This is a genomic window from Sphingomonas kyeonggiensis (genome assembly GCF_014204495.1).
Lineage (GTDB): Bacteria > Pseudomonadota > Alphaproteobacteria > Sphingomonadales > Sphingomonadaceae > Sphingomonas > Sphingomonas kyeonggiensis_A.
This window is the reverse complement of the sequence record NZ_JACHLN010000002.1, coordinates 674,844-699,059: the sequence shown is the minus strand read 5'-3', so window position 1 is coordinate 699,059 and position 24,216 is coordinate 674,844. Positions and strand designations below refer to the sequence as shown.

The window sequence follows — 24,216 nt, the reverse complement described above, 5'->3', positions numbered from 1 at the left end:
CTATCTGCCAGCCCCGAATTGGGGAATTAGGGAAGATTTTGAGACCATGTTTTCCGGCTCCATTCCCGCGCTTGTGACGCCGTTCCGTAGCGGCATCTTCGCGGATGAAGATTATCGTGCGTTCGTTGAATGGCAGATTGCTGAGGGCTCTGCCGGGCTGGTGCCGTGCGGCACCACCGGCGAGGCCGCGACGATGCCGAAAGACGAGCATTTCGAAGTCGTCCGCGTCTGTGCCGACCAGGCGAAAGGCCGCGTGCCGGTGCTCGCCGGTGCTGGATCGAACGACACGCTGGTCGCGATCGAGAATGTGAAGGCATCGCACGATGCCGGCGCCGATGCGGTGCTGATGGTCCCGCCCTATTACAACCGGCCGAGCCAGGAAGGCATCTTCCAGCATTTCGCGGCGATCGCCGAGAAGGCAGAGCTGCCGATCGTGCTCTACAATGTGCCGGGCCGCACCGTGACCGACATCCAGCCGGCGACGATGGCGCGGATCGTCAAGGCGTTTCCGGGCAAGTTCATCGGCGTGAAGGATGCAACGGGCGCGCTCGCCCGCGTTTCGGAGCAGCGTGCCGGCTGTGGCCACGACTTCACGCAGCTTTCGGGCAATGACGAGACGGCGCTGGCATTCAATGCGATGGGCGGCACCGGCTGCATCTCGGTGACCGCCAATGTCGCGCCGAAACTGTGCGCCGAGTTCCAGGCGGCCTGGGCGGCGGGCGATCACGCGCTGGCACTCGAGCTGCACGACCGGCTCTATCCGCTGCACATCGCGATGTTCACCGATGCCTCGCCCGGCCCGGTGAAGTACGCGATGACCCGCGTGCGTCCGGGCTTCCCCGAGGAACTTCGCCTGCCGATGACGCCGGCGGGGGAAGCGAGCCGCAAGGCCGTGGACGCCGCGCTGGAGTTTGCGGGGCTGGTCTGAGACCATATTCTGGTTCCCCGGCGAAAGCCGGGGCCCAGGGTTTCTCTGCCGGATCGCTTGTGACCCTGGACCCCGGCTTTTGCCGGGGAGCAGGTAAATTCGCAGCTTGGCGCCCTAAGTCCGCTGCTCGCCGCCGGCGTAGTAGGTCGGCACATGGCCGCGGATCCAGGCGTTCTCGCGGAACCACTTGGTCACGATATACTTGGTGCCCTCGAGCACGCGCATGCCCTCGTGCAGCGTGTCATAGTTCGGCGTGCCGTCTTCCATCATGTTGTTCCACATGAGCATCAGCCCCTTCTTCGGGCGGAAGCGGACGCCGGCGCGCGGGAACCAGGTAGCGCCGCCTTCCTCGACATCGTTGAGGTAGATCATCGCGGTCCAGGTGCGCTGCCCGCCGAATTCGAGCATCTTCTCCCAATATTCCGCGCCTTCATGGAAATAGTCGCAGTGGGCGCGGAACTGCTGGCCGGGGGCGTAGCGCTGGCCCTGCAGCGTCTCGGCATTGGCCGGCGGGAGGCCCAGCACATTGGCGATGTGGTCGTCGATCCGCCAGACATCGGCAGCCCAGCGATCGAGGTCGGTGGAGCTGCTCGTGCGGAATTCGGGATCCTCATGCGCCGCGAGCAGCGTGGAGGGCCGGGCGGACTCATCGATCATGCCGACCAGGATGTCGCAGTCCGCGTCGCTGAGGAAATCGGGATAAGTGAAGATCTGCGCGGTCTCCACCTTCGCGCGCTTGACCGCGGGATTGGCTTCCAGCTTCGCCACCACTTCGCGGCCGATGCGCGCGCGATTGGGGGACGGGGTTCCCGAAACTTTGCCGACTTGCTTGCTCACACCGGCCAATTCGCGCCTGCGGGCTGCAAAAGCAAGAGGCCCGGTCCTTGCGGGCCGGGCCTCCTCTGTCTGGCAAGATGCGGGCTGGCTTACCAGAAGATGTCGTAGATCACGTCGACCACTTCGCCGGTGTCCACATCGACCAGAAGGGCGTCGTTGTAGTAGCGCACCCAGCGATAGGGGCCGTACGCGTCCGGCAGGCGGTAATAATAGGGATCGTTGATCCAGTATTGCGACGAGAACAGGATCGAGTTCAGCGTGAAGCCGATCCCGAAGCGACGATAGCCATAGCCCCAGCCCGACGGCGCATAATAACGCGGCAGGCGGTAGAGGCTGCGGTTCGAAGTGCGGTAGCCGCGCCAGTCATAGCGGCGATCGTTGCGCCAGCTGTTGCTCCAGCTCCCGCGATTGCCGCCCCAGCCGCGATTGTTGTCCCAGCCGCGGTTGCGGTCGTTCCAGCCGCGATCGTTGTTGCGGTTCCAGTCGTTGCCGCGGCGATCATTGTTCCAGTTGCGATCACGGTTGCGATCGTTCCAGTTCGGGTTGCCGCGATCCCACTGGCCGCCGCGATTATTGTCGCGGTTCCAGTCGCGCCGGTCATTGCCGCCGCGATTGCCGTCCCAGCGCTGCTGCGGCTGGGCCTGGGGCGGGGCAACCTGCTGGCCGCCGGGCTGGCCGCCGCCACGGTTCCAGCCGCCACGGCCCCAGCCGTTGCCGACATTGCCGCCGCCATTCCAGTCGCGACGCGGCTGCTGCTGGGGTTGCGGTTGCGCCTGCTGCTGCGGCGCCGAGGACTGGCCCCAGCCACCACGGTTGCCGCCGCGATCACCACGATCCCCGCGGCTCCCGCGATCGCCACGATCCTGGGAAGGCTGCGAGGCGCCCGAATTGCCGCCATTACGGTCGCCGCCACCCCAGTGGCGGCCACGGTCCTGCGCCAGTGCCGGCGGGACCAGAGCAGTTGCGGCGATGATCGCCGCGAGCAAGGTCTTCTTCATCTAGTGTCTCCGCTGGACCGGCACACACGCCGGGCTTCGAGGGTAAACACTCTCTAAAGCCCGGTGGCTGACATGACTCTGAATTCATCTGTCAGCTTATTGAAAGCATCTGAAATAGTTCAGGGTTCCGCCGGCTGGTCCTCCTGGGCGGCGGGCGCGGGGCCGGGCTCGGGCGCATCGCCCCGTGCGATGCGGGCGGCGTTCTGGATGGCCTCCATCAGCCGGGGATAGATGCCGCATCGGCAGATGTTCGGGATCGCCTCCTTGATGTCCGACTCGCTGGGATTGCGGTTGGCGCGCAGCAGGACCGAGGCGGCCATCACGACGCCCGGGATGCAATAGCCGCATTGGGGCACGTTGGCGGCGATCAGCGCCTGTTGCACCGGATGGCTGCGATCCTTGGACAGGCCCTCGATCGTGGTGACGAACGTGCCTTCAAGCGCGCCGATCGTCACTTCGCAGGCAAGCCGCGCGGTGCCATCGACATCGACGGTGCAGGCGCCGCAATCGCCGGTGCCGCAGCCATATTTGGTGCCGGTGAGGTTCGACGCGTCGCGCAATGCCCAGAGCAGGGGCGTGCGCGGGTCCATCTTGTAGGCAACCGGCTGGTTGTTGACGGTGAAGCGAGTCATGGGAGGGGTGTAGCGGGAAACCAGCCGTTTCCGAAACCGGCATTGCGCGGGGCCGTGGCGCACGCGACATCCGATGCATGACACTTCCCACGCTCTTCGTGCCCCATGGCGGCGGCCCCTGCTTCTTCATGGACCCCAATGGCGGTCCTCCGGATCCGATGTGGCAGCCGATGCAGGCCTATCTGGCCGGGCTGATCGACTCGCTCCCGGAGGAGCCCAGGGCGATCCTGCTGATCTCGGGCCATTGGGAGGAGGAGCAGGTCACGGTGCATGCCGGCAACGGCCAGCCCCTTCTGTTCGACTATTATGGCTTCCCCGAGCACACCTATCGCCTGCGCTGGGATGCGCCCGGCTCGCCCGATGTGGCGGCGCGCGTGAAGGAACTGCTCGAAGGTGCCGGTTTCCCGGTGGGCGAGGAGCGGGAGCGCGGCTGGGATCACGGCGTGTTCATCCCGATGATGGTCGCGGTGCCGGGGGCGGACATCCCGCTCGTCCAGCTCTCGCTGCGCAAGGACCTGAACCCTGCTGACCACATCGCACTGGGCAAGGCGCTGGCGCCGTTGCGCGACGAAGGCGTGCTGATCGTCGGATCGGGCATGAGCTTCCACAATCTCCGCACGCGCGGGCCGCAGGTGACGCCGGTCGCCGATGAATGGGACGATGCGCTCACCGCCGCGGTGACCGATGCCGATCCGGCGCGCCGGGCCGCGCGCGTCGCCGCCTGGGACCAACTGCCCCACGCCCATTTCGCGCATCCGCGCGAGGAGCATCTCCTCCCGCTGATGGTCGCGCTCGGCGCGGGCGGCGAGGGGCCGGCGGTGCGCGATTACCGTGACCATGTGATGGGATGGACGGTGTCGGGCTACCGGTTCGGCTAGCTCCGACACCCAAGGCGCTACTCCCTCCAGCTCTTGTCCGTCCGGTCGACCAGCCGGACCATCGCCGCGAAGTCCGCCGCGCCCGGGCCGCCGGGAACCTGGGCCATGTGGAGGTCGCGCTGGTGCACCGCGACGACTTCGTCCGGAACGACCAGCGGCTCGCCCATCGAGGCGGTGGCGATCTGGATCTCGCAGGCGCGCTGGAGCGACCAGTGCTTGATGAACGCCTCGGGCACGGTGCGGCCCATTACCAGGATGCCGTGGTTCTTGAGCAGCATCACCCGCTTGTCGCCGAGATGCTCGAGCAGGCGCTCACCTTCCTCGTCACGCACGGTCACGCCCTCGAAGTCGTGATAGGCGATCTGGCCGGCGAAGTTGCAGGCATAGAAATTGGTCGGGCGCAGACCGCCCTCGACGCTGGCGACCGCCATGCCCGCCGTGGTGTGGGTATGCGCGATGCAATGCGCGTCGGGCAAATGCCGATGGAACAGCGCGTGCTGGACGAAGCCGGCGCGGTTCACCGGATAGGGTGAGTCGTCGAGCTTGTTGCCGTCGATGTCGATCTTGATGAGGTTGGAGGCCTTCACCTCGGAGAAGTGGAGCCCGAACGGGTTGATCAGGAACGCGCCTTCCTCGTCCGGCACCTTCAGCGTGATGTGGTTGTAGATCATCTCGGACCAGCCGAGCATGTCGAACACCCGGTAGCAGGCCGCGAGCTGCTGGCGCGCCTCCCATTCGGCTTCGGTCATTACTTTGCTTGCCAGCGCGGTGGCCATGTTACCTCTCCCAAGGCTTTTTCGTGGATCGGGTATGCCACGTCGGGAGGTCTAGCGGAAGGCGTAAGGCACCACGCTGCGCCGGTCCGGATCGATGGCGATGGCGGAAGCAGCGGGCGGGAAGGCGCGCTGGTCGCAATCGGTGCGCGGGCAGATGCGGCAGCTGGCGCCGATTGGTGTGGCCGCGCCGCCGGGCTTGAGGTCGTCGGCATAGACGAAGTCGGCCGCGTGCAGCTCCTCGCAGCCCAGCGCCACCGCATAGCGGCGCGGTGGGCGGGCGTAGCTGCCCGAAGGCTTCACCAGCCCCTTTGCCATCGAGACATAGCGGGTGCCGTCGGGCATCTCGGCGTGCTGGACCAGGATCCGGTCGGGTATCGCGACGGCTTCATGCACCACCCAGAGCGGGCAGGCGCCGCCAAGGGCCGCGAACTGCAGGCGGGTGGCGGAGTGGCGCTTGGTGATGTTGCCGGCCATGTCGACCCGGCAGAAGAAGAAGGGCAGGCCCGCCGCGCCGGGGCGCTGGAGCGTCGAGAGGCGATGACACGCCTGTTCGAAGCTCACCCCGAAGCGCTGGCGCAGGCGATCGATGTCGTGGCGGACGTCGCGCGCGGTATCCCTGAACGCGCCATAGGGCATCAGCAGTGCGCCGGCGGCATAGTTGGCCAGGCCGATGTTGAGCAGCTCGCGAGCAGCGGGCGAGGCCAGGCCCGCATCGTCGACCACCTGACGCATCTCGTTCTCGAACTCGTAGCGGACCAGGCGGTGCGCGAGCAGGAAAGCGCGGCTCTCGGGCGGAAGCGCGCTGTTGACCGCAAGGGTGCGGTCGCGCGGATCGAAACGGCTGAGCTGGCTGCCGTCGCCATCCTCGCCGACCACGCGTACACCGTGCCAGCGCAGGCGATCCTCCAGGCCCCGGGTGGGGCGATCGGGATCGAGGTCGCCGGCGAGCGTCTCAGCCGAGCGATCGACGGCGTCGATATAATTGCCCTCGGCCTGGAACCAGTCGCGCACTTCTTCCCAGGGGAGCGGTGCGGCATCGGTCGAGCCGCTGTCATAACGGTCGTCGAGGACGCGAAGCTGCTCCTGGCTGCGGCGCCACGCTTCGTGGAGTGCGACCATGCGGCGGGCGAGCAGGGGCTGTTGCTCGATCCCGCGGCGCACATCGCTTTCCTCCATCCGCTCGGCGGGGACGCTGGCGTCGGTAGCGGCATCGATCGTGCGGAGCAGGGAGGTGCTGGTCTCGATGTCGCCGAACGCCTCGAGCGGGAATTCGCGGGACAGCGCCACCAGCACGATATCGGTGATCGGCCGGTCGTTGTTCTCGATCTGCGAGAGATAGGAAACCGAGATGCCGAGCCGCGTGGCCATGGCCGCCTGGCTGATCCCCGCGCGCTTACGCAGCTCACGCAGGCGGAAGCCTTCGAAGACGCGACGGCGGGGAGTGCTGCTCATCCGTGCAGTATATCTGCAAACCCGCACGATACAACTTTGCAACATTGCATTTGCGAAGGACGCATGTCCCGATGCAGAGGCAGCCAATTCCAAGGGGAACCGCATGTCGTCGACGATCGAGGAACTGGAACGCCGCCGCGCTGCCGCCCGCCTGGGCGGGGGGCAGAAGCGGATCGACGCGCAGCATGCCAAGGGCAAGCTCACCGCGCGCGAGCGGATCGAAGTGCTGCTCGACCAGGGATCGTTCGAGGAGCTCGACATGTATGTCGAGCACAACTGCGTCGACTTCGGCATGCAGGACCAGATCGTCCCCGGTGACGGCGTCGTCACCGGATCGGGCACGATCAACGGCCGCCTCGTCTTCGTGTTCAGCCAGGACTTCACCGTGTTCGGCGGCTCGCTCAGCGAGCGTCACGCACAGAAGATCTGCAAGATCATGGACATGGCGATGAAGGTTGGCGCGCCCGTGATCGGGCTCAATGACAGCGGCGGCGCGCGCATCCAGGAGGGTGTCGCGTCGCTCGGCGGCTATGCCGAGGTGTTCCAGCGCAACGTGCTGGCATCGGGCGTGGTGCCGCAGCTGAGCCTGATCATGGGCCCGTGCGCCGGCGGCGCGGTCTATTCCCCCGCGATGACCGACTTCATCTTCATGGTGAAGGATTCATCGTACATGTTCGTCACCGGCCCAGATGTAGTGAAGACCGTTACAAACGAGATCGTCACGCAGGAGGAACTGGGTGGTGCGGTGACGCATACCACGAAGTCGGGGGTCGCCGACGTGGCCTTCGATAACGATATCGAGGCGCTGCTCGCGGCCCGCGACTTCGTGGACTTCCTTCCCGCCTCGAACCGTGAAGAGGTGCCCGAGCGGCCGAGCGACGATCCCTGGGATCGCCTCGAGCCGAGCCTCGACAGCCTGATCCCGCCGAGCGCCAACCAGCCCTATGACATGCACGAGCTCATCAAGAAGACGCTCGACGAGGGCGAGTTCTTCGAGTTGCAGCCTAGCCATGCCGGCAACATCCTGATCGGCTTCGGCCGGATCGAGGGACGCACGGTGGGCGTGGTCGCCAACCAGCCGATGGTGCTGGCCGGGTGCCTGGACATCAATTCGTCGAAGAAGGCGGCGCGGTTCGTGCGCTTCTGTGACGCGTTCGAGATCCCGATCGTGACCTTTGTCGATGTGCCGGGCTTCCTGCCGGGGGTCGGCCAGGAGCATAGCGGCATCATCAAGCACGGCGCCAAGCTGCTCTATGCCTATGCCGAGGCAACGGTTCCCAAGATCACCGTGATCACGCGCAAGGCCTATGGCGGCGCCTATGACGTGATGGCCTCAAAGCATCTGCGCGGTGACCTCAACTATGCCTGGCCGACCGCCGAGATCGCGGTGATGGGCGCCAAGGGCGCGGTGGAGATCATCTTCCGCGGCAAGACGCCCGAGGAGATCGCCGAGCGGACCGCCGAATATGAGGCACGCTTCGCCAATCCGTTCGTTGCGGCATCGAAGGGTTTCGTGGACGAGGTCATCATGCCGCATTCCACCCGCCGCCGCATCGCCCTGGGGCTTCGCAAGCTGCGCAACAAGCAGCTCGAGAACCCGTGGAAGAAGCATGACAATATTCCGCTCTAGGCTGAATGCCGCCTGCCGCGTCCTGGGCGTCGCGGCAGGACTTGGCTTCCTTCTGTGTGCGGGAGCCAATTTGGAGGCGCAGGCGCATCTGCTCGGGCGTTCCGACCTCCGACAGCCAGCGCATGCGCGGGCGGCCGAAGTGCATGTGAAGGGCCACAGCTTCTTCGTCGGCCCGGCTTATGGAGGCTGGCTGAATTGGACCGGCTATTTGGCCCTGCCGCTGCTGATCGGCTTATTCCTGTCCGTCGCAGGTGAAACCTATACCCGGGAGGGATCGCGAAAGTGAAACTCGGCCGCCTCAACCATGTCGGCGTCGCGACGCCTTCGATCGAAGCGTCGATCGCCTTTTACCGCGACGTGATGGGCGCGGAGGTGATCCGCGAACCGTTCGACCTGCCGGCGCAGGGCGTGAAGGTCTGCTTCGTCGACACGCCGAACAGCCAGATCGAGTTGATCGAGCCGCTGGGCGAAAGCTCGCCGATCCACGGCTTCCTGGCCAAGAACCCGGCGGGTGGCCAGCACCACCTCTGCTACGAGGTGCCCGACATCCACGAAGCCAAGGCCTGGTTCGAGGCCAAGGGTGCCAAGGTGCTCGGCGAGCCGCGCATCGGCGCGCATGGCACGCCGATCTTCTTCGTCCACCCCAAGGACATGGGCGGGGTGCTCACCGAGATCATGGAGACGCCGAAGGGAGAGGGGCATTGACCTCCTTCTTCGTCATCCCCGCGCAGGCGGGGATCCAGAGCCACGCAGGTCGTCGCTCTGTTACCCTGGATCCCCGCCTTCGCGGGGATGACGGTGAGAATTTACGATGACCGACAAGCCCACCCGCGACCAATGGTCCGCCGCCGCTTCGAAGGAAGTGAAGGGCCGCGACCTGACCTGGCACACGCCGGAGGGGATCGAGGTCAAGCCGCTTTATACGGCCGAGGACGTGGCCGGGATCGATCCCGGCCTGCCGGGCTTCGCACCGTTCACGCGCGGCGTGCGCGCGTCGATGTATGCCGGGCGGCCCTGGACGATCCGCCAATATGCCGGCTTCTCGACCGCGGAGGAATCCAATGCCTTTTACCGCCGCAACCTTGCGGCGGGGCAGAAGGGGCTGAGCGTTGCCTTCGATCTCGCCACCCACCGTGGCTATGACAGCGACCATCCGCGCGTCACAGGCGATGTCGGCAAGGCAGGCGTGGCGATCGACAGCGTCGAGGACATGAAGATCCTGTTCGACGGGATCCCGCTCGATCAGATGTCGGTCAGCATGACGATGAACGGCGCGGTGATCCCGATCCTCGCCTTCTTCATCGTCGCGGGCGAGGAGCAGGGGGTCGACAGGAACCTGCTCGACGGGACCATCCAGAACGACATCCTCAAGGAGTTCATGGTCCGCAACACGTACATCTATCCTCCCGAACCGAGCATGCGCATCATTTCGGACATTTTCGCATATACCAGCGCGAACATGCCGAAATTCAACAGTATTTCGATTTCCGGCTACCATATGCAGGAAGCCGGGGCGACGCAGGTGCAGGAGCTTGCCTTCACCATCGCCGACGGCATGGAATATGTGAAGTACGGCGTCGCCAGCGGCCTGGATATCGACAAGTTTGCAGGGCGTCTGAGCTTCTTCTTCGCAATCGGTATGAACTTCTTCATGGAAGTGTCGAAGTTGCGGGCGGCGCGTGTGCTCTGGCACCGGGTGATGACGAAGCTCGGGGCGCAGGACGAGCGCTCCAAGATGCTGCGCACGCATTGCCAGACCAGTGGCGTTTCGCTGACCGAGCAGGACCCGTACAACAACGTCATCCGCACCACGATCGAGGCGATGGCGGCGATGCTCGGCGGCACGCAGAGCCTGCACACCAACGCACTCGACGAAGCGATCGCGCTGCCGACCGACTTCTCGGCCCGCATCGCGCGCAATACCCAGCTGGTCATTCAGGAGGAGACCGGCATGTGCAATGTCGTCGATCCGCTGGGTGGCTCCTACTATATCGAGAGCCTGACCCAGGAACTGGTCGACAAGGCCTGGGAGATCATCGAACGTGTCGAGGCCGAGGGCGGCATGGCCAAGGCGGTGGCGGCCGGCTGGCCCAAGGCGATGATCGAGGAGGCTGCGGCGGCGACCGCGGCGCGGATCGATCGCGGCGAGCAGGTGATCGTCGGCGTCAACAAGTATCGCAAGGCCGAGGAAGAGCCGATCGACATTCTCGATGTCGACAACCATGCCGTGCGCGAGGCGCAGATCGCGCGGATCAAGCGGGTGAAGGCATCGCGCGACGAAGCCGCCTGCCAGGCGGCGCTGTTCGCGCTGCAGGAAGGCGCGCGGGGCAGCGACAATCTCCTCGCACTGGCAGTCGAGGCAGCGCGTGCGCGTGCCACGCTCGGCGAGATCAGCGCGGCGATGGAGGCGGGCTTCGGGCGCTATGCCACCAAGCCGACGCCGGTGCAGGGCATCTATGGCGGCGCCTATCAGGACGACGTCACCTGGGAGCGCCTCAAGGATGGCGTGAATGCCACCGAACGCCGCCTCGGCCGCAAGCCGCGCATGCTCGTCGCCAAGATGGGCCAGGATGGGCATGACCGGGGCGCGAACCTCGTCTCCTCGGCGTTCGGCGACCTCGGCTTCGAAGTGGTGCCGGGCCCGCTGTTCCAGACCCCGCAGGAAGCCGCGGCGCTGGCGATCGAGAGCGATGTCGATGTCGTCGGTGCCTCCAGCCTCGCCGCGGGGCACAAGACTTTGATCCCCGAGCTGATCCGCGAGCTGCAGGATGCGGGCAGGGCGGACATCAAGGTGATCGCGGGCGGAGTGATCCCCGCGCAGGACTATGAGTTCCTGCGCGAAGCCGGCGTGCAGGCGATCTTCGGGCCGGGTACCAACCTTGTCAAAGCCGCCGAAGAAGTGCTCAGGCTCCTAGGGCACAATATGCCCCCTGTGGAGGAAGCCGCCGAATGAGCGAAATCGAGGAGGAGCTGGTGGAAGCCGGCGACGGCGAGACCCTGCTCTACGACTATTTCAAGCACCTGACCTCGCTGTGCATCGTCTCGCTGGGCGGCGTGCTCGCGCTGGTATCCGGTGGCAAGAACCTGCCGCCCAATGCGGTCATCGCGGTGCTGCTGGTGCTTGCGCTGGCGGGGCTGCTGTCCTTCTCGGGCGCCGGAGAGATCGTCCGCGCGCGCTTCCAGCGCAGGCCAGTGCACAAGAGCCTGAACCTCTGCCGGATCGCCGCACCCGTGCTGCTTTCCGTCGGGGTCGGCATGTTCGTTTATCTTTTTACCCGGACCCTGCAACCATGACCCGTAATGACTGGACCCGCGACGAGATCGCCGCGCTGTTCGACCTGCCGTTCACCGAACTCGTGTTCCGCGCCGCCGAGGTCCACCGCGCCAACCACGCGCCGAACGAAGTGCAGCTCTCGACGCTGCTCTCGATCAAGACCGGCGGCTGCCCGGAGGATTGCGGCTATTGCAGCCAGTCGGTCTCGGCCGAGACGGGCCTGAAGGCGACCAAGCTGATGGACGTGCGCCAGGTGCTGCAGGCTGCGGCCCAGGCCAAGGATCACGGCTCGTCGCGCTTCTGCATGGGCGCCGCCTGGCGCAATCCCAAGGATCGCGACATGCCCGCCATCGTCGAGATGGTGCAGGGCGTCCGCGCGATGGGCATGGAAACCTGCATGACGCTGGGCATGCTCAGCGAGAAGCAGGCCCAGATGCTCGCCGATGCCGGGCTCGATTACTACAACCATAACATCGACACCTCGCCCGAGCGTTATGCCGAAGTGATCACCACCCGGACGTTCGAGGAGCGGCTCGAAACGCTCGAGCATGTCCGCGAGGCGGGGATCAACGTCTGCTGCGGCGGCATTGTCGGCATGGGTGAGACCCGACCGGACCGCGTCGGCTTCATCCATGCGCTGGCGACGTTGCCGGTGCATCCGGGCAGCGTGCCGGTGAACGCGCTGGTGCCGATCAAGGGCACGGTGCTCGGCAACATGCTGGCCGATACGCCGCTCGCCCAGATCGACGATATCGAGTTCGTCCGCACGATCGCGGTGGCGCGGATCACCATGCCCGAGAGCATGGTCCGTCTCTCGGCGGGCCGCGAGAGCATGAGCGACGCCACTCAGGCGCTGTGTTTCCTGGCGGGCGCCAACTCGATCTTCACCGGCGACAAGCTGCTCACCGCGGGCAATGCCGGCGACGACAAGGACTCGGCGCTGTTCGCCAGGCTTGGCGTGGTGCCGATGCAGGCCGAGGTGAAGGTGGAGCTGGAGGCGGCGGAGTGATCCTGACCGCGATCTTCTTCGCGCAGGCGGTGGCGTCAGGGCCGGATTGCGGCAAGGCTGTCGGCATCATCGCGCAGGATCAGTGCCGACTTGCGGAGTCGCTAAAGGTGCGTGGGGTCGATTGCGAGACGCAGAGGACCCAGTCCGAAATGAATATCTGTTCCTACCGGGACTTTCTGAGCGCGGATATCGCGATGAACCAGGCCTGGAGCAGGGCAGCGGGGTTTGCGAAGCGCGGAGCAACCGAGGTTCTGGGCGATCCCAAGGAGCATGGCAGGCTCCTGGTCGCGCAGCGTGCCTGGATCACGTTCCGCGATGCGCATTGTGCGGCGACAACGGGGCCGCGCGAAATCGGCGGATCGATGTGGCCGCTTATGCACAACGGTTGCCTGACCGAACTTACTCAGGAACGAACCAAGCAGCTGCGTGAATACGTGGAGCCAAATAACTGATGTTCAAGAAGATCCTGGTCGCCAATCGCGGCGAGATCGCGTGCCGCGTGATGCGCACCGCCAAGAAGATGGGGATCGCCACCGTGGCGGTCTATTCGGATGCCGATGCCCGTGCCCCGCACGTGCTGATGGCGGATGAGGCGGTACGGCTCGGGCCGGCGCCGGCGGCGGAGAGCTATCTCAAGGCCGAGCTGATCCTGCTCGCCGCGAAGGAGACCGGGGCCGATTGCATCCACCCGGGCTATGGCTTCCTTTCCGAGCGTGAGAGCTTCGCGAAGGCGTGCGCCGAGGCCGGGATCGCTTTTGTCGGCCCGCCGCCGAACGCCATCGCGGCGATGGGCGACAAGATCGAGTCCAAGAAGCTCGCCAAGGCCGCCGGCGTCAACGTCGTGCCCGGTTTCGTCGGGGTGATCGAGGATACCGAGCATGCCGTGCGCATCTCGAACGAGATCGGCTATCCGGTGATGATGAAGGCCTCGGCCGGCGGTGGCGGCAAGGGCATGCGGCTTGCCTGGAGCGAAACGGATGTCCGCGAGGGCTTCGAGGCGACCAAGCGCGAGGGGCTGGCGAGCTTCGGTGATGACCGCGTTTTCATCGAGAAGTTCATCGAGAGCCCGCGCCATATCGAAATCCAGGTGCTGGGCGATCAGCATGGCAACATCGTCTATCTCGGCGAGCGCGAATGCTCGATCCAGCGCCGCCACCAGAAGGTCGTCGAGGAAGCGCCGTCGCCCTTCGTCAGCCCTGAGATGCGCAAAGCGATGGGCGAGCAGGCCGTCGCGCTGTCACGGGCAGTGGGCTATTTCAGCGCCGGCACGGTCGAGCTGATCGTCTCGGGTGCCGACAAGACCGGGCAGGGCTTCTACTTCCTCGAGATGAACACCCGCCTGCAGGTGGAGCATCCGGTGACCGAAGCGGTGACCGGGCTCGATCTGGTCGAGCAGATGATCCGCGTCGCCTATGGCCAGAAGCTCGCCTTCACCCAGGAAGACATCAAGCTGACCGGCTGGGCGATCGAGAACCGCGTCTATGCCGAGGATCCCTATCGCGGCTTCCTGCCGAGCACGGGGCGTCTGGTGCGCTATCGGCCGCCGGCGAGCGAGGAGACGCCCTATGGGGCTCCGGGGACCCGTGGCGACCATGGCTATGTCCGGGTCGATGACGGCGTGACCGAGGGCAGCGAGATCTCGATGTTCTACGACCCGATGATCGCCAAGCTGATCACCTGGGGTGAAACGCGCGACGAGGCGGCTGACCTCCAGGTGGCGGCGCTCGACCGGTTCCGGATCGACGGGATCGGCCACAATATCGATTTCCTCTCGGCGCTGGTCCAGCATCCGCGTTTCCGCGAAGGCGCGCTGACCACCGGGTTCATCGCCGAGGAATATCCCGAGGGCTTCCACGGCGCGCCGGCATCGGACGCGCTGAAGCGCAAGCTGGCGGCGCTGGCGGCCGTGATCGACCTGGAACGCGCCGAGCGCGCTGCGGCGACCTCGGGGCAGCTCAACGGCCCGGTCGACATCGGCGAGGAGCGCGTGGTGCTGATCGGGAGCGATCGCTTCGCGGTCGTGGTGGGCGAGGAAGTCACCGTCGATGGCCAGCCGATTGAGATCGACGGCGAATGGCAGGCGGACAATCTGATCCTGACCGCCAAGGTCGATGGCGCGCCGCTCAGCGTCGGGGTCGCCCGCAAGGGTGCGGCCTGGAAGCTGACTGCGCACGGCGCCTCGCATCTGGTCGAAGTCTATCCGCCGCACATCGCGCAGTTCCGGCATCACATGATCGAGAAGGTCCCGCCGGACATGAGCCGGTTCCTGCTCGCGCCGATGCCGGGTCTGCTCACCCAGCTTCATGTTGCGCCGGGCGACAAGGTCGAGGCCGGCCAGCCGCTCGCGGTGGTCGAAGCGATGAAGATGGAGAACATCCTGCGCGCCGAGAAGGCCGCGGTGGTGAAGGCCGCCAATTTCGGCCCGGGCGACAGCCTGGCGGTGGACGCGGCGATTCTCGAGTTCGAATAAGGGAAGGGCGGCGCCGCGGAACCACACGCGGCGCCGCCCTTTGCCGGGCTGGGAACAATGGCTCCTGCGGGCAAGGCGGGGTCATTTGCCCGTCCGCAGGGTTGCAGCAGCCTTTGCTGAAGGCCCGGACGGACAATCGATGCCGCCGGGGCGCCTTAGCGGCAATGTAGCTGCGACGAGGATGACGAACAGCGCGACGGGCTCGTTGTCGCGACGCCGGATCAACCGGCGTTTGGGCGGGCCGACAAGACGATTTCGCGCTTGATCCTGCTTTCAAGGCCGAGGTTCCATGCTTCGTCGGGAGCGTGGTCGACACGGTGGATCGGATCGACGCGACGAATTCTGCTGCTCGCGGGGCGGAAGCGTTGCTTCGACGCCGGGGATCTAGGCCTGCCGATCCCGCTTCGGCGGCATGGCGCCGACTTGCCGGGCCTGGGGCCGGGCGGAAGAACAAGGCGATGGCGCAGGATCGCACGGCGCTTGCATCGCTTCCGGTGGAAGCTGGTGACCCCTACGAGAATCGAACTCGTGTTTTCGCCGTGAGAGGGCGACGTCCTGACCGCTAGACGAAGGGGCCGTTAGCGCTGCGGAAGCGGGCAATTACGGGTAGGTGGCCGAGCCGTCAAGCACCAAAGCGGAATAATATTTCGCCCTGGCTTTTCGGGGGCGGATCCGGGCGGGCGGCGGCCACGGATGGCAGGCGGAGGAGGTATTTGCGCGGTATCCGCTATTGCCGCCGAGCGCCTCGGTACGGCCGGCGGACTAGCCGGTGACGGGCAGGCGCAGGGTGCCGTCCGGCTCGTAGCCGACCTCGCTATAGGCGGTCACGACATCGAGCGGCAGCGGCGCGTAGAGGTGCGGGAACAGCTGGCCGCCGCGCGATGGCTCCCACTGCACCGCGTCGCCCATCGCCTCCAGGTCGACCGCGGCGAGCCACAGGCCGGTCTGTCCGGCGAAATGCTTGTCCAGCGTCTCCTCGACCTGCGCAGCGGTGGAGAGGTGGATATAGCCGTCAGCCAAGTCGATCGGCGCGCCCGCGAACACACCTTCATGCTCGAGGACGTGCATCTGCTCGGCGGTGAGGATCTTATAGGCGGTGTTGTCGGGCATGGCGCGCCTCCTGGTGTTTCCGGTTCCCCGGCGACGCCAGGGCCCAGGGTTGCTTTGCGATGTCCTGCTCGACCCTGAGTCCCCGGCTTTCGCCGGGGATCCGCTGCCTTACTGCCCATCCTCCGGACCACGGGCGAGATCCTCGCTCGTGGTGGCGTCGGGCGTGGCTTCGCCGACGGTGGGGCCGTCACCCAGCTCCGCCTCGGCATCGCCTTCGCTTTCCTCGATCCGCGCGGCGGAAACGACATGCTCGTTGTCCGCCACGTTGAACAGGCGCACGCCCGCCGATCCGCGGCCGATCACGCGCAGGTCGCCCAGCGACATGCGGATCATCTTGGCCTGGTCGGTGACCAGCATCAGCTGGTGCCCCTTGCTCGCCGGGAAGCTCGCCACCACCGGGCCGTTGCGGCCGATATTGTCGATGTTGGTGATGCCCTGGCCGCCACGGCCGGTGCGCCGATACTCATAGGCCGAGCTCAGCTTGCCATAGCCATTGGCGCAGACGGTGAGGATGAACTGCTCGCGGTCCTTGAGCTCGTCGAAGCGCTCGGGTGCCAGATCGGGCTGGCCTTCCTTCTCGGCCTTCCACGGCGCGAAGCGGAGATAGGCCTCGCGCTCCTCGCTGGTGGTGCCCACGCGATGAAGGATCGACAGCGAGATGACCTCGTCGCCCTCGGCCAGCTTCATGCCGCGCACGCCGGTGGAGTTGCGGCTCTGGAACTCGCGAACGTCATCGGCGGCGAAGCGGATCGCCCGGCCCTGGCGGGTGGCGAGCAGCACGTCGTCGCCTTCCTCCAGCAGCGCCACGCCGATCAGGCGGTCGTCGGCATCCTCGCCTTCGAACTTCATCGCGATCTTGCCGTTCGAGGGCACGTTGTTGAACGCGTCCATCGCATTGCGGCGCGCCGAGCCCTTGGCGGTGGCGAACATCACGTGGAGATTGGCCCACTCGCTCTCATCCTCGGGGAGCGGGAGCACGGTCGAGATGGTCTCGCCTGCCGCCAGCGGCAGGATGTTGATCATCGGCCGTCCGCGCGTGGCCGGGCCGCCTTCGGGCAGCTTCCAGACCTTCATGCGGTAGACCTTGCCGAGGGTCGAGAAGAACAGCACCGGCGTGTGCGTCGAGGTGACGAACAGCTCGGTGACGGCGTCCTCGTCCTTGGTCGCCATGCCGGCGCGGCCCTTGCCGCCGCGGTTCTGGGCGCGGAAGCTGTCCAGGCTGGTGCGCTTGATATAGCCCTGCACGGTCACGGTGACGACCATGTCCTCGCGCTCGATCAGGTCCTCGTCCTCGATGCCGTCGGCGGCGGGGGCGATCTCGGTGCGGCGCGGGGTGGCGTAGAGGGCGCGGACCGTGGTCAGCTCCTCGACCATCACTTCGTAGAGCTTGGCGCGGTTGCCCAGGATCTCGAGCAGCTCGGCGATCGAGTCGGCCAGTTCCTTGAGCTCGTCGCCGATCTCGTCGCGGCCGAGCGCGGTCAGGCGGTGCAGGCGCAGATCGAGGATCGCGCGGACCTGGGCGTCAGACAGGCGATAGATGTCGCCGGTGACTTCGGTTTCGACTGCCTCGACCAGCTTGATGTATTGGGCGATCTCCGCAATCGGCCATTCGCGTGCGAGCAGCTTGTCGCGGGCGTCCGCCGGGCTCGACGAACCGCGGATGATGCGGACGACTTCGTCGAGATTGGTGACCGCGATCACCAGGCCGAGCAAGATGTGCGCGCGCTCGCGGGCCTTGGCCAGCTCGAACTTCGAGCGGCGGGTGATGACCTCCTCGCGGAACTTGACGAAGGCCTCGATGATGTCCTGCAGGTTGAGCAGTTCCGGGCGGCCGCCGCGGATCGCGAGCATGTTGGCCGGGAAGCTCGACTGGGCGGGGGTGTTGCGCCAGACCTGGTTGAGGACGACTTCCGGGGTCGCATCGCGCTTGAGGTCGATGACGATGCGAACGCCTTCGCGCGACGATTCGTCGCGGATGTCGCTCACGCCCTCGATGCGCTTGTCCTTGGCGGCCTCGGCGATCTTCTCGACCAGCGCGTTCTTGCCCTGCTGGTACGGGATCTCGGTGAGCACGATCGAGCGGCGCTCGCCGCGCTGCTCGAACTCGTGGCGCGAGCGGACCATGATCGAGCCGCGGCCGGTCGAATAGGCGTTGCGGCAGCCGGTGCGGCCGAGGATCAGTGCGCCGGTCGGGAAATCCGGACCGGGGACGATCTCCATCAGCTCCTCGAGCGTCAGCAGATCGCGCTGGCCGAGCATCGCCTTGATGTGCTCGAGGCAGGCGTCGATCACTTCGCCGAGATTGTGCGGAGGGATGTTGGTCGCCATGCCGACCGCGATGCCGCCGGCGCCGTTGACCAGCAGATTGGGGAAGCGCGCGGGGAGGACCGCCGGCTCGCTCTCCGACCCGTCATAGTTCGGGACGAAGTCGACCGTGTCCTTCTCGATATCGTCGAGCAGCGCCGAGGCGACCTTGGCAAGGCGCGCTTCCGTGTAACGCATCGCGGCGGGCGGATCGGGATCCATCGAGCCGAAATTGCCCTGGCCGTCGATCAGCGGCACCCGCATCGCCCAGTCCTGGGCCATGCGCGCCATCGCGTCGTAGATCGAGCTGTCGCCGTGCGGGTGGTACTTACCCATCACGTCACCGACCAGGCGGGCCGACTTGCGATAGGCGCGGCCGGCGACATAGCCGCCTTCCTGCGCGGCGTAGAGGATGCGGCGGTGGACGGGCTTCAGGCCATCGCGAACGTCGGGGAGCGCGCGCGCCACGATCACGCTCATCGCGTAATCGAGGTAGCTCGTCTTCATTTCATCGACGATCGAGATCGGCGTGATGTCGGAGGGGTCTTCGGCGAGGATGGTCTCGTCGGTCAAAGTGTTCACCGCTTTCGGGTTCTTGAGTGTGTCTTACGGCTCTAACGCTGCCGACGCATCCTGCCAACCCCGCCCGCGCGCGCGTGCGTACGCGAGGGAAAGCTGGGGATAAGTCGGGAGGTGCTCAGTACGCGAAGGGCATTTGCCTGTCAGTCCGCTGGTTCCAGTATGACGAGCACGCCGTCGCTCGGAGGGCCGTCACGATCCACAACACGCTGGGCAAGTGCCTGGACCTCGTCGACGGCCGCGGATGGTATCTGGTCCGTTAGACTGAGTTGGTTAGGGCTGTAGCTCGAAAGGATCTTGGCCCAGATTCTGGTGGCGAGGTGCAGTTCGAGCGCATCGGCATCAATCGCGCCTTTGAAGACCCAGGTCTTTCCTGCGCTGTGCGGTTCGATCTGTTTAGAGATCCGAACTTCCGGTCGATGATCCATATGCCCTCTCCAATCTTGGACAGGGTCATAGTTGCGCTCGGAATGGGTGCAAGCTTCCCGGCGGACGAACTGGCGTGGGAGTGCCGAGGGATCGATCTAGCATCGGAAACAAGGAGGCCGGTGGCGGGGCGGGAGGAGGTGCACCCCGCCACCGGGTCCGGGACCGCGCGTACTACCGGTACGCTATGCGGATGCGCGGTCCTTAATGGGTCGTGCCGGTGTGCGGCAGGCGGATGACATACTGGCCGCTGGCCTCGATGCCGGAGGTGTCGTCTTCGACATCACTGCCGACCAGCTTGCCGAGATTGGCAAGCGCGCCGACCATGCCGAAACCCGCCGAGAACGGGCGACCGCGCGCATCACGGCGCGGCTTGGGGCGGGCGTTGCGCGCTTCGCGGCGGCGGGGCGGGGGCGCCATGCGGGCCATCCGGTCGGCGACCGAGGCGGCGTCGCCGGTCCGGCCGAATTCGCGCCACACCACCTGGAAGCCCTCGGGCACTTCGCTCCACTCGCCACCGTCGGGGCGGATCAGGTCGCAACCGCAATGGTGGCAGGTCGCGAAATCGAGGCCCTGGTTGTGGTGATGGGTCGTGCCGGCGGTGTGGCCCATCATGTTGCAGCGGATACTCATCTCAATGCACTCCCTTGGACTTGGTGCCGCGCGTCCGCAGCCGGAATTCGGCCAGGGCGCGTAAATGCTCGTCGTCGCTTTCGAGCGCGAGCACGGGGTTCCAGATTTCGAAGCTGTCTCCGGCACCGACGAACAGCGCCAGATCGTCGATGCGGCCGAGATGGCGCATCGCCGCGGGGATGCGCAGGCCCTTGCCTTCGCGCTTCATCCGCTCGGAAAGGCCGAAGGTGCCGCGCATGCGGTGATAGTGGCTGCGGGCTTCCTCGCCCCGGACTTCCTCCGCCAGCCGGCGGCGCTCGGCGCGCTCGGCGAGGGTGGCGAGATGCTCGCGGCCATAGCCGACCAGGCAGCTGTCGCCCTGATGCATGGCGACGATGATCTCGGGACTGGTTTCGGGGGGCAGGGTGGCTTCGAGAAAGGCCGGGATGGCGACGTTTCCGTCCGCATCGACCTCGCAAAGTTCGCTACCATGGTAAAGAGCGTTCATGGGTTTCGACTCGTCAGAAAACGGGGGTTTCGCGCTGGTAAGTCACTGAAACCTCATTAGGTTTCCCTGCTTGCCTTATAGTTGCCATAATAACGCCCAATTCTGATCCGCCGATGAACCGTTCCGTTCCATCGACGAAATGTTTACTGCCATTAACTATGTTCTGAACCAGCTCGGCGCGGGCTTCCATTCAGGAGAGCACCCGTCCGAGTCCGCGCGTAGGGAAGAATCCTGAGCCCAAACGCTTGAAAATTGTGGAAAACGCTCCCCACGGGTAGCGCCACGGAGAGCGGCCCCCTAATATCGGGCGATGCATTCCGGCTTCGTTCCGCTTCGGGTCTTCTCGTCCTTCACCATGCTGGAGGGCGCGATCGAACCCAAGGCGATCCCCAAGCGGGCGAAGGAGCTCGGTTTTCCGGCGATCGCGGTGGCCGATCGCAACGGCCTCTATGCCTCGATGAGCTTCGGCGATGCCGCGATGAAGTCGGGCATCCAGCCGATCATCGGTACGCTGCTTGCGGTCAAGCGCCCGAACATGCCCGACGGAGTCGCGGCGCCGATCGACTGGCTGGCGCTCTATGCGCAGGACGATGCCGGCTATCTCAACCTGTGCGATCTTGTCTCGATGGCGCATCTCGATCGCCCGCTCGAGGAAGAGGCGCATATCCCCTTCGATACGCTCGAGGGGCGCACCGACGGCCTGATCTGCCTGACCGCGGGGCGCGAGGGTGCGCTGGCGCGGCTCTATGCCGAGCAGCAGGACAGCGCGGCGGCCTATTATGCCAGCCGGCTCGAGTCGCTGTTCGGCGACCGGCTCTATATCGAGATCGTCCGGCGCCTGGACGAGATCGAGGGCAGGGCGGAGCCCAAGTTGCTCGACCTGGCCTATGACCGGAACCTGCCGCTGGTCGCGACCAATCCGAGCTGCTTCGCGGAACCAACCTTTCACGAAGCGCATGATGCGATGCTGTGCATCGCCAACAGCTCGTACATCGCGACCGACGATCGCCCGCGTTCCTCGCCCGATGCCTGGATCAAGCCGGCGAACGAGATGAAGAGCCTGTTCTCGGACCTGCCCGAGGCCATCGCGAATACGCTCGTCATCGCCCAGCGCTGTGCCTGCACCGCGCCCAAGCGCAAGCCGATCCTGCCCAGTCTTGCCGGCGACCGTGAGGGCGAGGCTCAGGCATTGCGCGATCTCAGCTGGCAGGGGTTGGAAAAGCGCTTCGAGAAGGCCGGGATCACCGATCCGGAAGAGCGCAAGGCATATAACGAGCGGCTCCAGTTCGAGCTCGACATCATCATCCAGATGGGTTTCCCGGGCTATTTCCTGATCGTTGCCGACTTCATCCAATGGGCGAAGGCGCACGACATTCCGGTGGGCCCTGGCCGCGGCTCGGGCGCGGGTTCGGCGGTCGCCTGGGCGCTGACCATCACCGATCTCGACCCGCTCAAGCTCGGCCTGCTCTTCGAGCGCTTCCTGAACCCGGAACGCGTCTCGATGCCCGACTTCGACATCGATTTCTGCGAAACAAGGCGTGGCGAAGTGATCCGCTACGTCCAGCAGAAATACGGCGCCGATCACGTCGCGCAGATCATCACCTTCGGTACGATGAAGGCGCGCGCGGTGGTCAAGAACGTCGGCCGCGTGCTGCAGATGAGCTATGGCCAGATCGACCGGCTGGCCAAGCAGATCCCGAACCACCCGACCGATCCCTGGACGCTCGAGCGCACGCTGAACGGCGTCGGCGAGTTCCTGGCCGAATATAACAACCACAAAGAGATCAAGTACCTCGTCGATCTCTCGATGCGGCTGGAAGGCCTGCCGAGCCACTCGTCGACGCACGCCGCCGGCGTGGTGATCGGCGACCGCCCGCTGTCACAGCTCGTCCCGCTCTATCGCGATCCGCGCTCGGACATGCCGGTCACCCAGTTCGACATGAAATATGTCGAAGGCGCCGGGCTGGTGAAGTTCGACTTTCTCGGCCTCAAGACGCTGTCGGTGCTCAAGAAAGCAGTCGAGCTGCTTGCCGATCGCGGGCTCGACGTGGATCTCGATGCGCTGCCCTGGGACGACACCGAAGTCTATGATCTGCTCCAGCGCGGCGACACCGTCGGCGTGTTCCAGCTGGAATCGGAAGGCATGCGGCGCACGCTTACTGCAGTGCGTCCGACCAATTTCGGCGACATCATCGCGCTCGTGTCGCTCTATCGTCCGGGCCCGATGGACAACATCCCGAGCTTCGGCCACCGCAAGGCCGGGCGCGAGGAGATCATCTATCCGCACGACCTGCTCGAGCCGATCCTGAACGAGACCTACGGGATCTTCGTCTATCAGGAGCAGGTGATGCAGGCCGCCCAGATCCTGGCCGGCTATTCGCTCGGCGGCGCAGACATGCTGCGTCGCGCGATGGGCAAGAAGATCAAGGCGGAGATGGACGCCCAGCGCGAGACCTTCGTGAAGGGCTGCGCCGAACACAACGGCATCAAGCCGGCCAAGGCCAACGAGCTGTTCGACTTGATCGACAAGTTCGCGGGCTACGGCTTCAACAAGTCGCACGCGGCCGCCTACGCGCTGCTCGCCTACCAGACGGCGTGGCTCAAGGCGCATCATCCGCACGAGTTCTTCGCCGCGTCGATGGCGTACGATATCCACCAGACCGACAAGCTGGCGATCTTCGTCGACGACATGAAGCGGCTCGGGATCAGCTATCTGTCGCCTGACATCAATCGCAGCCAGGCTGATTTCTTCGTCGAGAAGACCGAGGAGGGGCTGGCTGTCCGTTATGCACTCGGCGCGCTCAAGGGCGTGGGCGAGGGCGCAATGGAAGAGCTGGTGCGCGATCGTGAGGAGCGCGGCATCTACAAGTCGCTCGACGACTTCGCGCTGCGCACCAATCCGCAGCTGATCAACAAGCGGCAGCTCGAAACCCTGGCGGCCTCGGGCGCCTTCGACTCGATCAACGACAATCGCGCCGGCGTCTATGGCGCGGCCGAGCTGATCATGGCGGTCTGCCAGCGCTCGCACGGCGAGCGGAACAGCTTCCAGGCGTCGTTCGACATGCTCACCAAGCCGGCCGGGGACGAGATCCGTGTTGCGGACGATGTCTATTGGTCGACGTCCGACCGGACCGGGTATGAACGCGAAGCCTTTGGCTTCTATTTCCAGGCACATCCGCTCGATCGCTTCCAGCATCTCGCCAGAACCTTCGGTGCGATCGATATCGTGTCGCTGAATGAGGTGGATGTGCCGCCCGGCACGCGCGTGGGCGCTACGCTAGCGGTGCTGGTCGAGGATTGCCGCCCCCGCACCTCGGCGCGCGGCAATCGCTATGTGATGGCGTCGATCTCGGACAAGTCGGCCCAGACCATCGCCAGCTGCTTCGAGGACAGCGCCGTTCCCGATCTGGAGCGCTGCGCCCGGGAGGGTGGCTGCGCGGTGCTGACGGTGGAGCTGGACAAGCGGGCTGGCGAGGATACGCCGCGCGTCTCGATCAAGCGCGTCCAGAGCATCGAGAGCCTGGCGAACACCGCGAGGCTGGTGCTCGACGTGACCATCGATGATGTCCAGGCGGTTTCGATCCTGGCGGGCATCATCGGCGATCAGCGCGGCGGGCGCGGCGAGGTGGTCGTCCATGTCGGCATTCCGGGCGGCACGGCGGATATCGTGCTGGGCCGCGACTTCCGGCTCGATGGCGAGCTGCGTCAGAAGATCGAGAATGTCCCGGGCATCCGCTGGGCAACGCTGAAGAGCGCGGCGGCGAAACTGGCCGAGGCGGCTTAGCCCGCCGCA

22 protein-coding genes and 1 tRNA gene are annotated in these 24,216 nt (G+C 65.7%); 11 read left to right on the top strand and 12 right to left on the bottom strand.

What is annotated here, in order from left to right:
• The first annotated feature begins 46 nt into the window (after window positions 1–46).
• Complete coding sequence (gene dapA / locus HNP52_RS10995; RefSeq protein WP_184166757.1) at window positions 47–928, top strand: 4-hydroxy-tetrahydrodipicolinate synthase; 882 nt, start codon at window positions 47–49, stop codon at window positions 926–928.
• 114 nt (window positions 929–1,042) lie between these two features.
• Here the strand turns inward: dapA and HNP52_RS10990 are convergent, their stop codons facing one another.
• The 3 genes from HNP52_RS10990 to HNP52_RS10980 form a co-directional block, all read right to left on the bottom strand.
• Window positions 1,043–1,765: a 2OG-Fe(II) oxygenase gene (locus HNP52_RS10990; protein ID WP_184166754.1), complete on the bottom strand. Its 723-nt coding sequence runs from the start codon at window positions 1,763–1,765 to the stop codon at window positions 1,043–1,045.
• Between the two features lie 89 nt (window positions 1,766–1,854).
• Entirely contained in the window at window positions 1,855–2,763 is a 909-nt protein-coding gene (locus tag HNP52_RS10985; protein ID WP_184166751.1) for an RcnB family protein, read from the bottom strand.
• A gap of 119 nt (window positions 2,764–2,882) precedes the next feature.
• Window positions 2,883–3,395 (bottom strand): (2Fe-2S)-binding protein, encoded by a 513-nt coding sequence (locus HNP52_RS10980; protein WP_184166748.1) that lies wholly within the window; start codon window positions 3,393–3,395, stop codon window positions 2,883–2,885.
• A gap of 77 nt (window positions 3,396–3,472) precedes the next feature.
• Between HNP52_RS10980 and HNP52_RS10975 the strand changes: the two genes are divergently transcribed.
• Window positions 3,473–4,273: a class III extradiol ring-cleavage dioxygenase gene (locus tag HNP52_RS10975; RefSeq protein ID WP_184166745.1), complete on the top strand. Its 801-nt coding sequence runs from the start codon at window positions 3,473–3,475 to the stop codon at window positions 4,271–4,273.
• 17 nt (window positions 4,274–4,290) lie between these two features.
• On the opposite strand, the gene HNP52_RS10970 is transcribed toward HNP52_RS10975, so the two are convergent.
• Together HNP52_RS10970 and HNP52_RS10965 are read right to left on the bottom strand one after the other, a co-directional pair.
• Window positions 4,291–5,049, bottom strand: coding sequence for a class II aldolase/adducin family protein (locus HNP52_RS10970; protein ID WP_184166742.1), 759 nt, complete (start codon window positions 5,047–5,049; stop codon window positions 4,291–4,293).
• Between the two features lie 51 nt (window positions 5,050–5,100).
• Window positions 5,101–6,501: a short-chain fatty acyl-CoA regulator family protein gene (locus HNP52_RS10965; RefSeq protein ID WP_184166739.1), complete on the bottom strand. Its 1,401-nt coding sequence runs from the start codon at window positions 6,499–6,501 to the stop codon at window positions 5,101–5,103.
• Between the two features lie 103 nt (window positions 6,502–6,604).
• On the opposite strand from HNP52_RS10965, the gene HNP52_RS10960 reads away from it, so the two are divergent.
• The 8 genes from HNP52_RS10960 (at window position 6,605) to HNP52_RS10925 (ending at window position 14,884) form a co-directional block, all read left to right on the top strand.
• Window positions 6,605–8,131 carry an acyl-CoA carboxylase subunit beta gene (locus HNP52_RS10960; RefSeq protein ID WP_184166736.1) on the top strand — a complete coding sequence of 509 codons (1,527 nt, stop codon included), beginning with the start codon at window positions 6,605–6,607 and terminating at the stop codon, window positions 8,129–8,131.
• On the top strand, window positions 8,112–8,417 hold the full coding sequence (locus HNP52_RS10955) for a hypothetical protein (RefSeq protein ID WP_184166733.1): 306 nt from the start codon (window positions 8,112–8,114) through the stop codon (window positions 8,415–8,417). The genes HNP52_RS10960 and HNP52_RS10955 overlap by 20 nt, the downstream gene beginning before the upstream one ends.
• On the top strand, window positions 8,414–8,836 hold the full coding sequence (gene mce, locus HNP52_RS10950) for a methylmalonyl-CoA epimerase (RefSeq protein WP_184166730.1): 423 nt from the start codon (window positions 8,414–8,416) through the stop codon (window positions 8,834–8,836). Before HNP52_RS10955 ends, mce begins: the two co-directional genes overlap by 4 nt.
• Window positions 8,837–8,942: 106 nt before the next feature.
• Window positions 8,943–11,084: a methylmalonyl-CoA mutase gene (gene scpA, locus HNP52_RS10945; RefSeq protein WP_184166727.1), complete on the top strand. Its 2,142-nt coding sequence runs from the start codon at window positions 8,943–8,945 to the stop codon at window positions 11,082–11,084.
• Window positions 11,081–11,425, top strand: coding sequence for a hypothetical protein (locus HNP52_RS10940; protein WP_184166724.1), 345 nt, complete (start codon window positions 11,081–11,083; stop codon window positions 11,423–11,425). The genes scpA and HNP52_RS10940 overlap by 4 nt, the downstream gene beginning before the upstream one ends.
• Entirely contained in the window at window positions 11,422–12,414 is a 993-nt protein-coding gene (bioB, locus tag HNP52_RS10935; protein WP_184166721.1) for a biotin synthase BioB, read from the top strand. The genes HNP52_RS10940 and bioB overlap by 4 nt, the downstream gene beginning before the upstream one ends.
• Window positions 12,411–12,866 (top strand): lysozyme inhibitor LprI family protein, encoded by a 456-nt coding sequence (locus HNP52_RS10930; RefSeq protein WP_311768444.1) that lies wholly within the window; start codon window positions 12,411–12,413, stop codon window positions 12,864–12,866. Before bioB ends, HNP52_RS10930 begins: the two co-directional genes overlap by 4 nt.
• The gene (locus tag HNP52_RS10925) at window positions 12,866–14,884 is read left to right on the top strand and encodes an acetyl/propionyl/methylcrotonyl-CoA carboxylase subunit alpha (protein WP_184166719.1); all 2,019 of its coding nucleotides are present in this window, start codon (window positions 12,866–12,868) and stop codon (window positions 14,882–14,884) included. The genes HNP52_RS10930 and HNP52_RS10925 overlap by 1 nt, the downstream gene beginning before the upstream one ends.
• A gap of 502 nt (window positions 14,885–15,386) precedes the next feature.
• On the opposite strand, the gene HNP52_RS10920 is transcribed toward HNP52_RS10925, so the two are convergent.
• The 7 genes from HNP52_RS10920 to HNP52_RS10890 form a co-directional block, all read right to left on the bottom strand.
• Window positions 15,387–15,461, bottom strand: a tRNA-Glu gene (locus HNP52_RS10920).
• 185 nt (window positions 15,462–15,646) lie between these two features.
• Window positions 15,647–15,994 carry a DUF952 domain-containing protein gene (locus HNP52_RS10915; RefSeq protein WP_184166716.1) on the bottom strand — a complete coding sequence of 116 codons (348 nt, stop codon included), beginning with the start codon at window positions 15,992–15,994 and terminating at the stop codon, window positions 15,647–15,649.
• Between the two features lie 108 nt (window positions 15,995–16,102).
• The gene (gene gyrA / locus HNP52_RS10910; protein WP_184168293.1) at window positions 16,103–18,871 is read right to left on the bottom strand and encodes a DNA gyrase subunit A; all 2,769 of its coding nucleotides are present in this window, start codon (window positions 18,869–18,871) and stop codon (window positions 16,103–16,105) included.
• A gap of 149 nt (window positions 18,872–19,020) precedes the next feature.
• Window positions 19,021–19,305: a hypothetical protein gene (locus tag HNP52_RS10905; RefSeq protein WP_184166712.1), complete on the bottom strand. Its 285-nt coding sequence runs from the start codon at window positions 19,303–19,305 to the stop codon at window positions 19,021–19,023.
• Window positions 19,306–19,507: 202 nt separating this feature from the next.
• Window positions 19,508–19,936: a hypothetical protein gene (locus tag HNP52_RS10900; RefSeq protein WP_184166709.1), complete on the bottom strand. Its 429-nt coding sequence runs from the start codon at window positions 19,934–19,936 to the stop codon at window positions 19,508–19,510.
• Between the two features lies 1 nt (window position 19,937).
• On the bottom strand, window positions 19,938–20,423 hold the full coding sequence (locus HNP52_RS10895) for a hypothetical protein (protein WP_184166706.1): 486 nt from the start codon (window positions 20,421–20,423) through the stop codon (window positions 19,938–19,940).
• A 13-nt stretch (window positions 20,424–20,436) separates the two neighbouring features.
• Window positions 20,437–20,613: a hypothetical protein gene (locus HNP52_RS10890; protein ID WP_184166704.1), complete on the bottom strand. Its 177-nt coding sequence runs from the start codon at window positions 20,611–20,613 to the stop codon at window positions 20,437–20,439.
• 120 nt (window positions 20,614–20,733) lie between these two features.
• Between HNP52_RS10890 and dnaE the strand changes: the two genes are divergently transcribed.
• Entirely contained in the window at window positions 20,734–24,207 is a 3,474-nt protein-coding gene (dnaE, locus tag HNP52_RS10885) for a DNA polymerase III subunit alpha (RefSeq protein ID WP_184166702.1), read from the top strand.
• The last annotated feature ends 9 nt before the right edge of the window (window positions 24,208–24,216 follow it).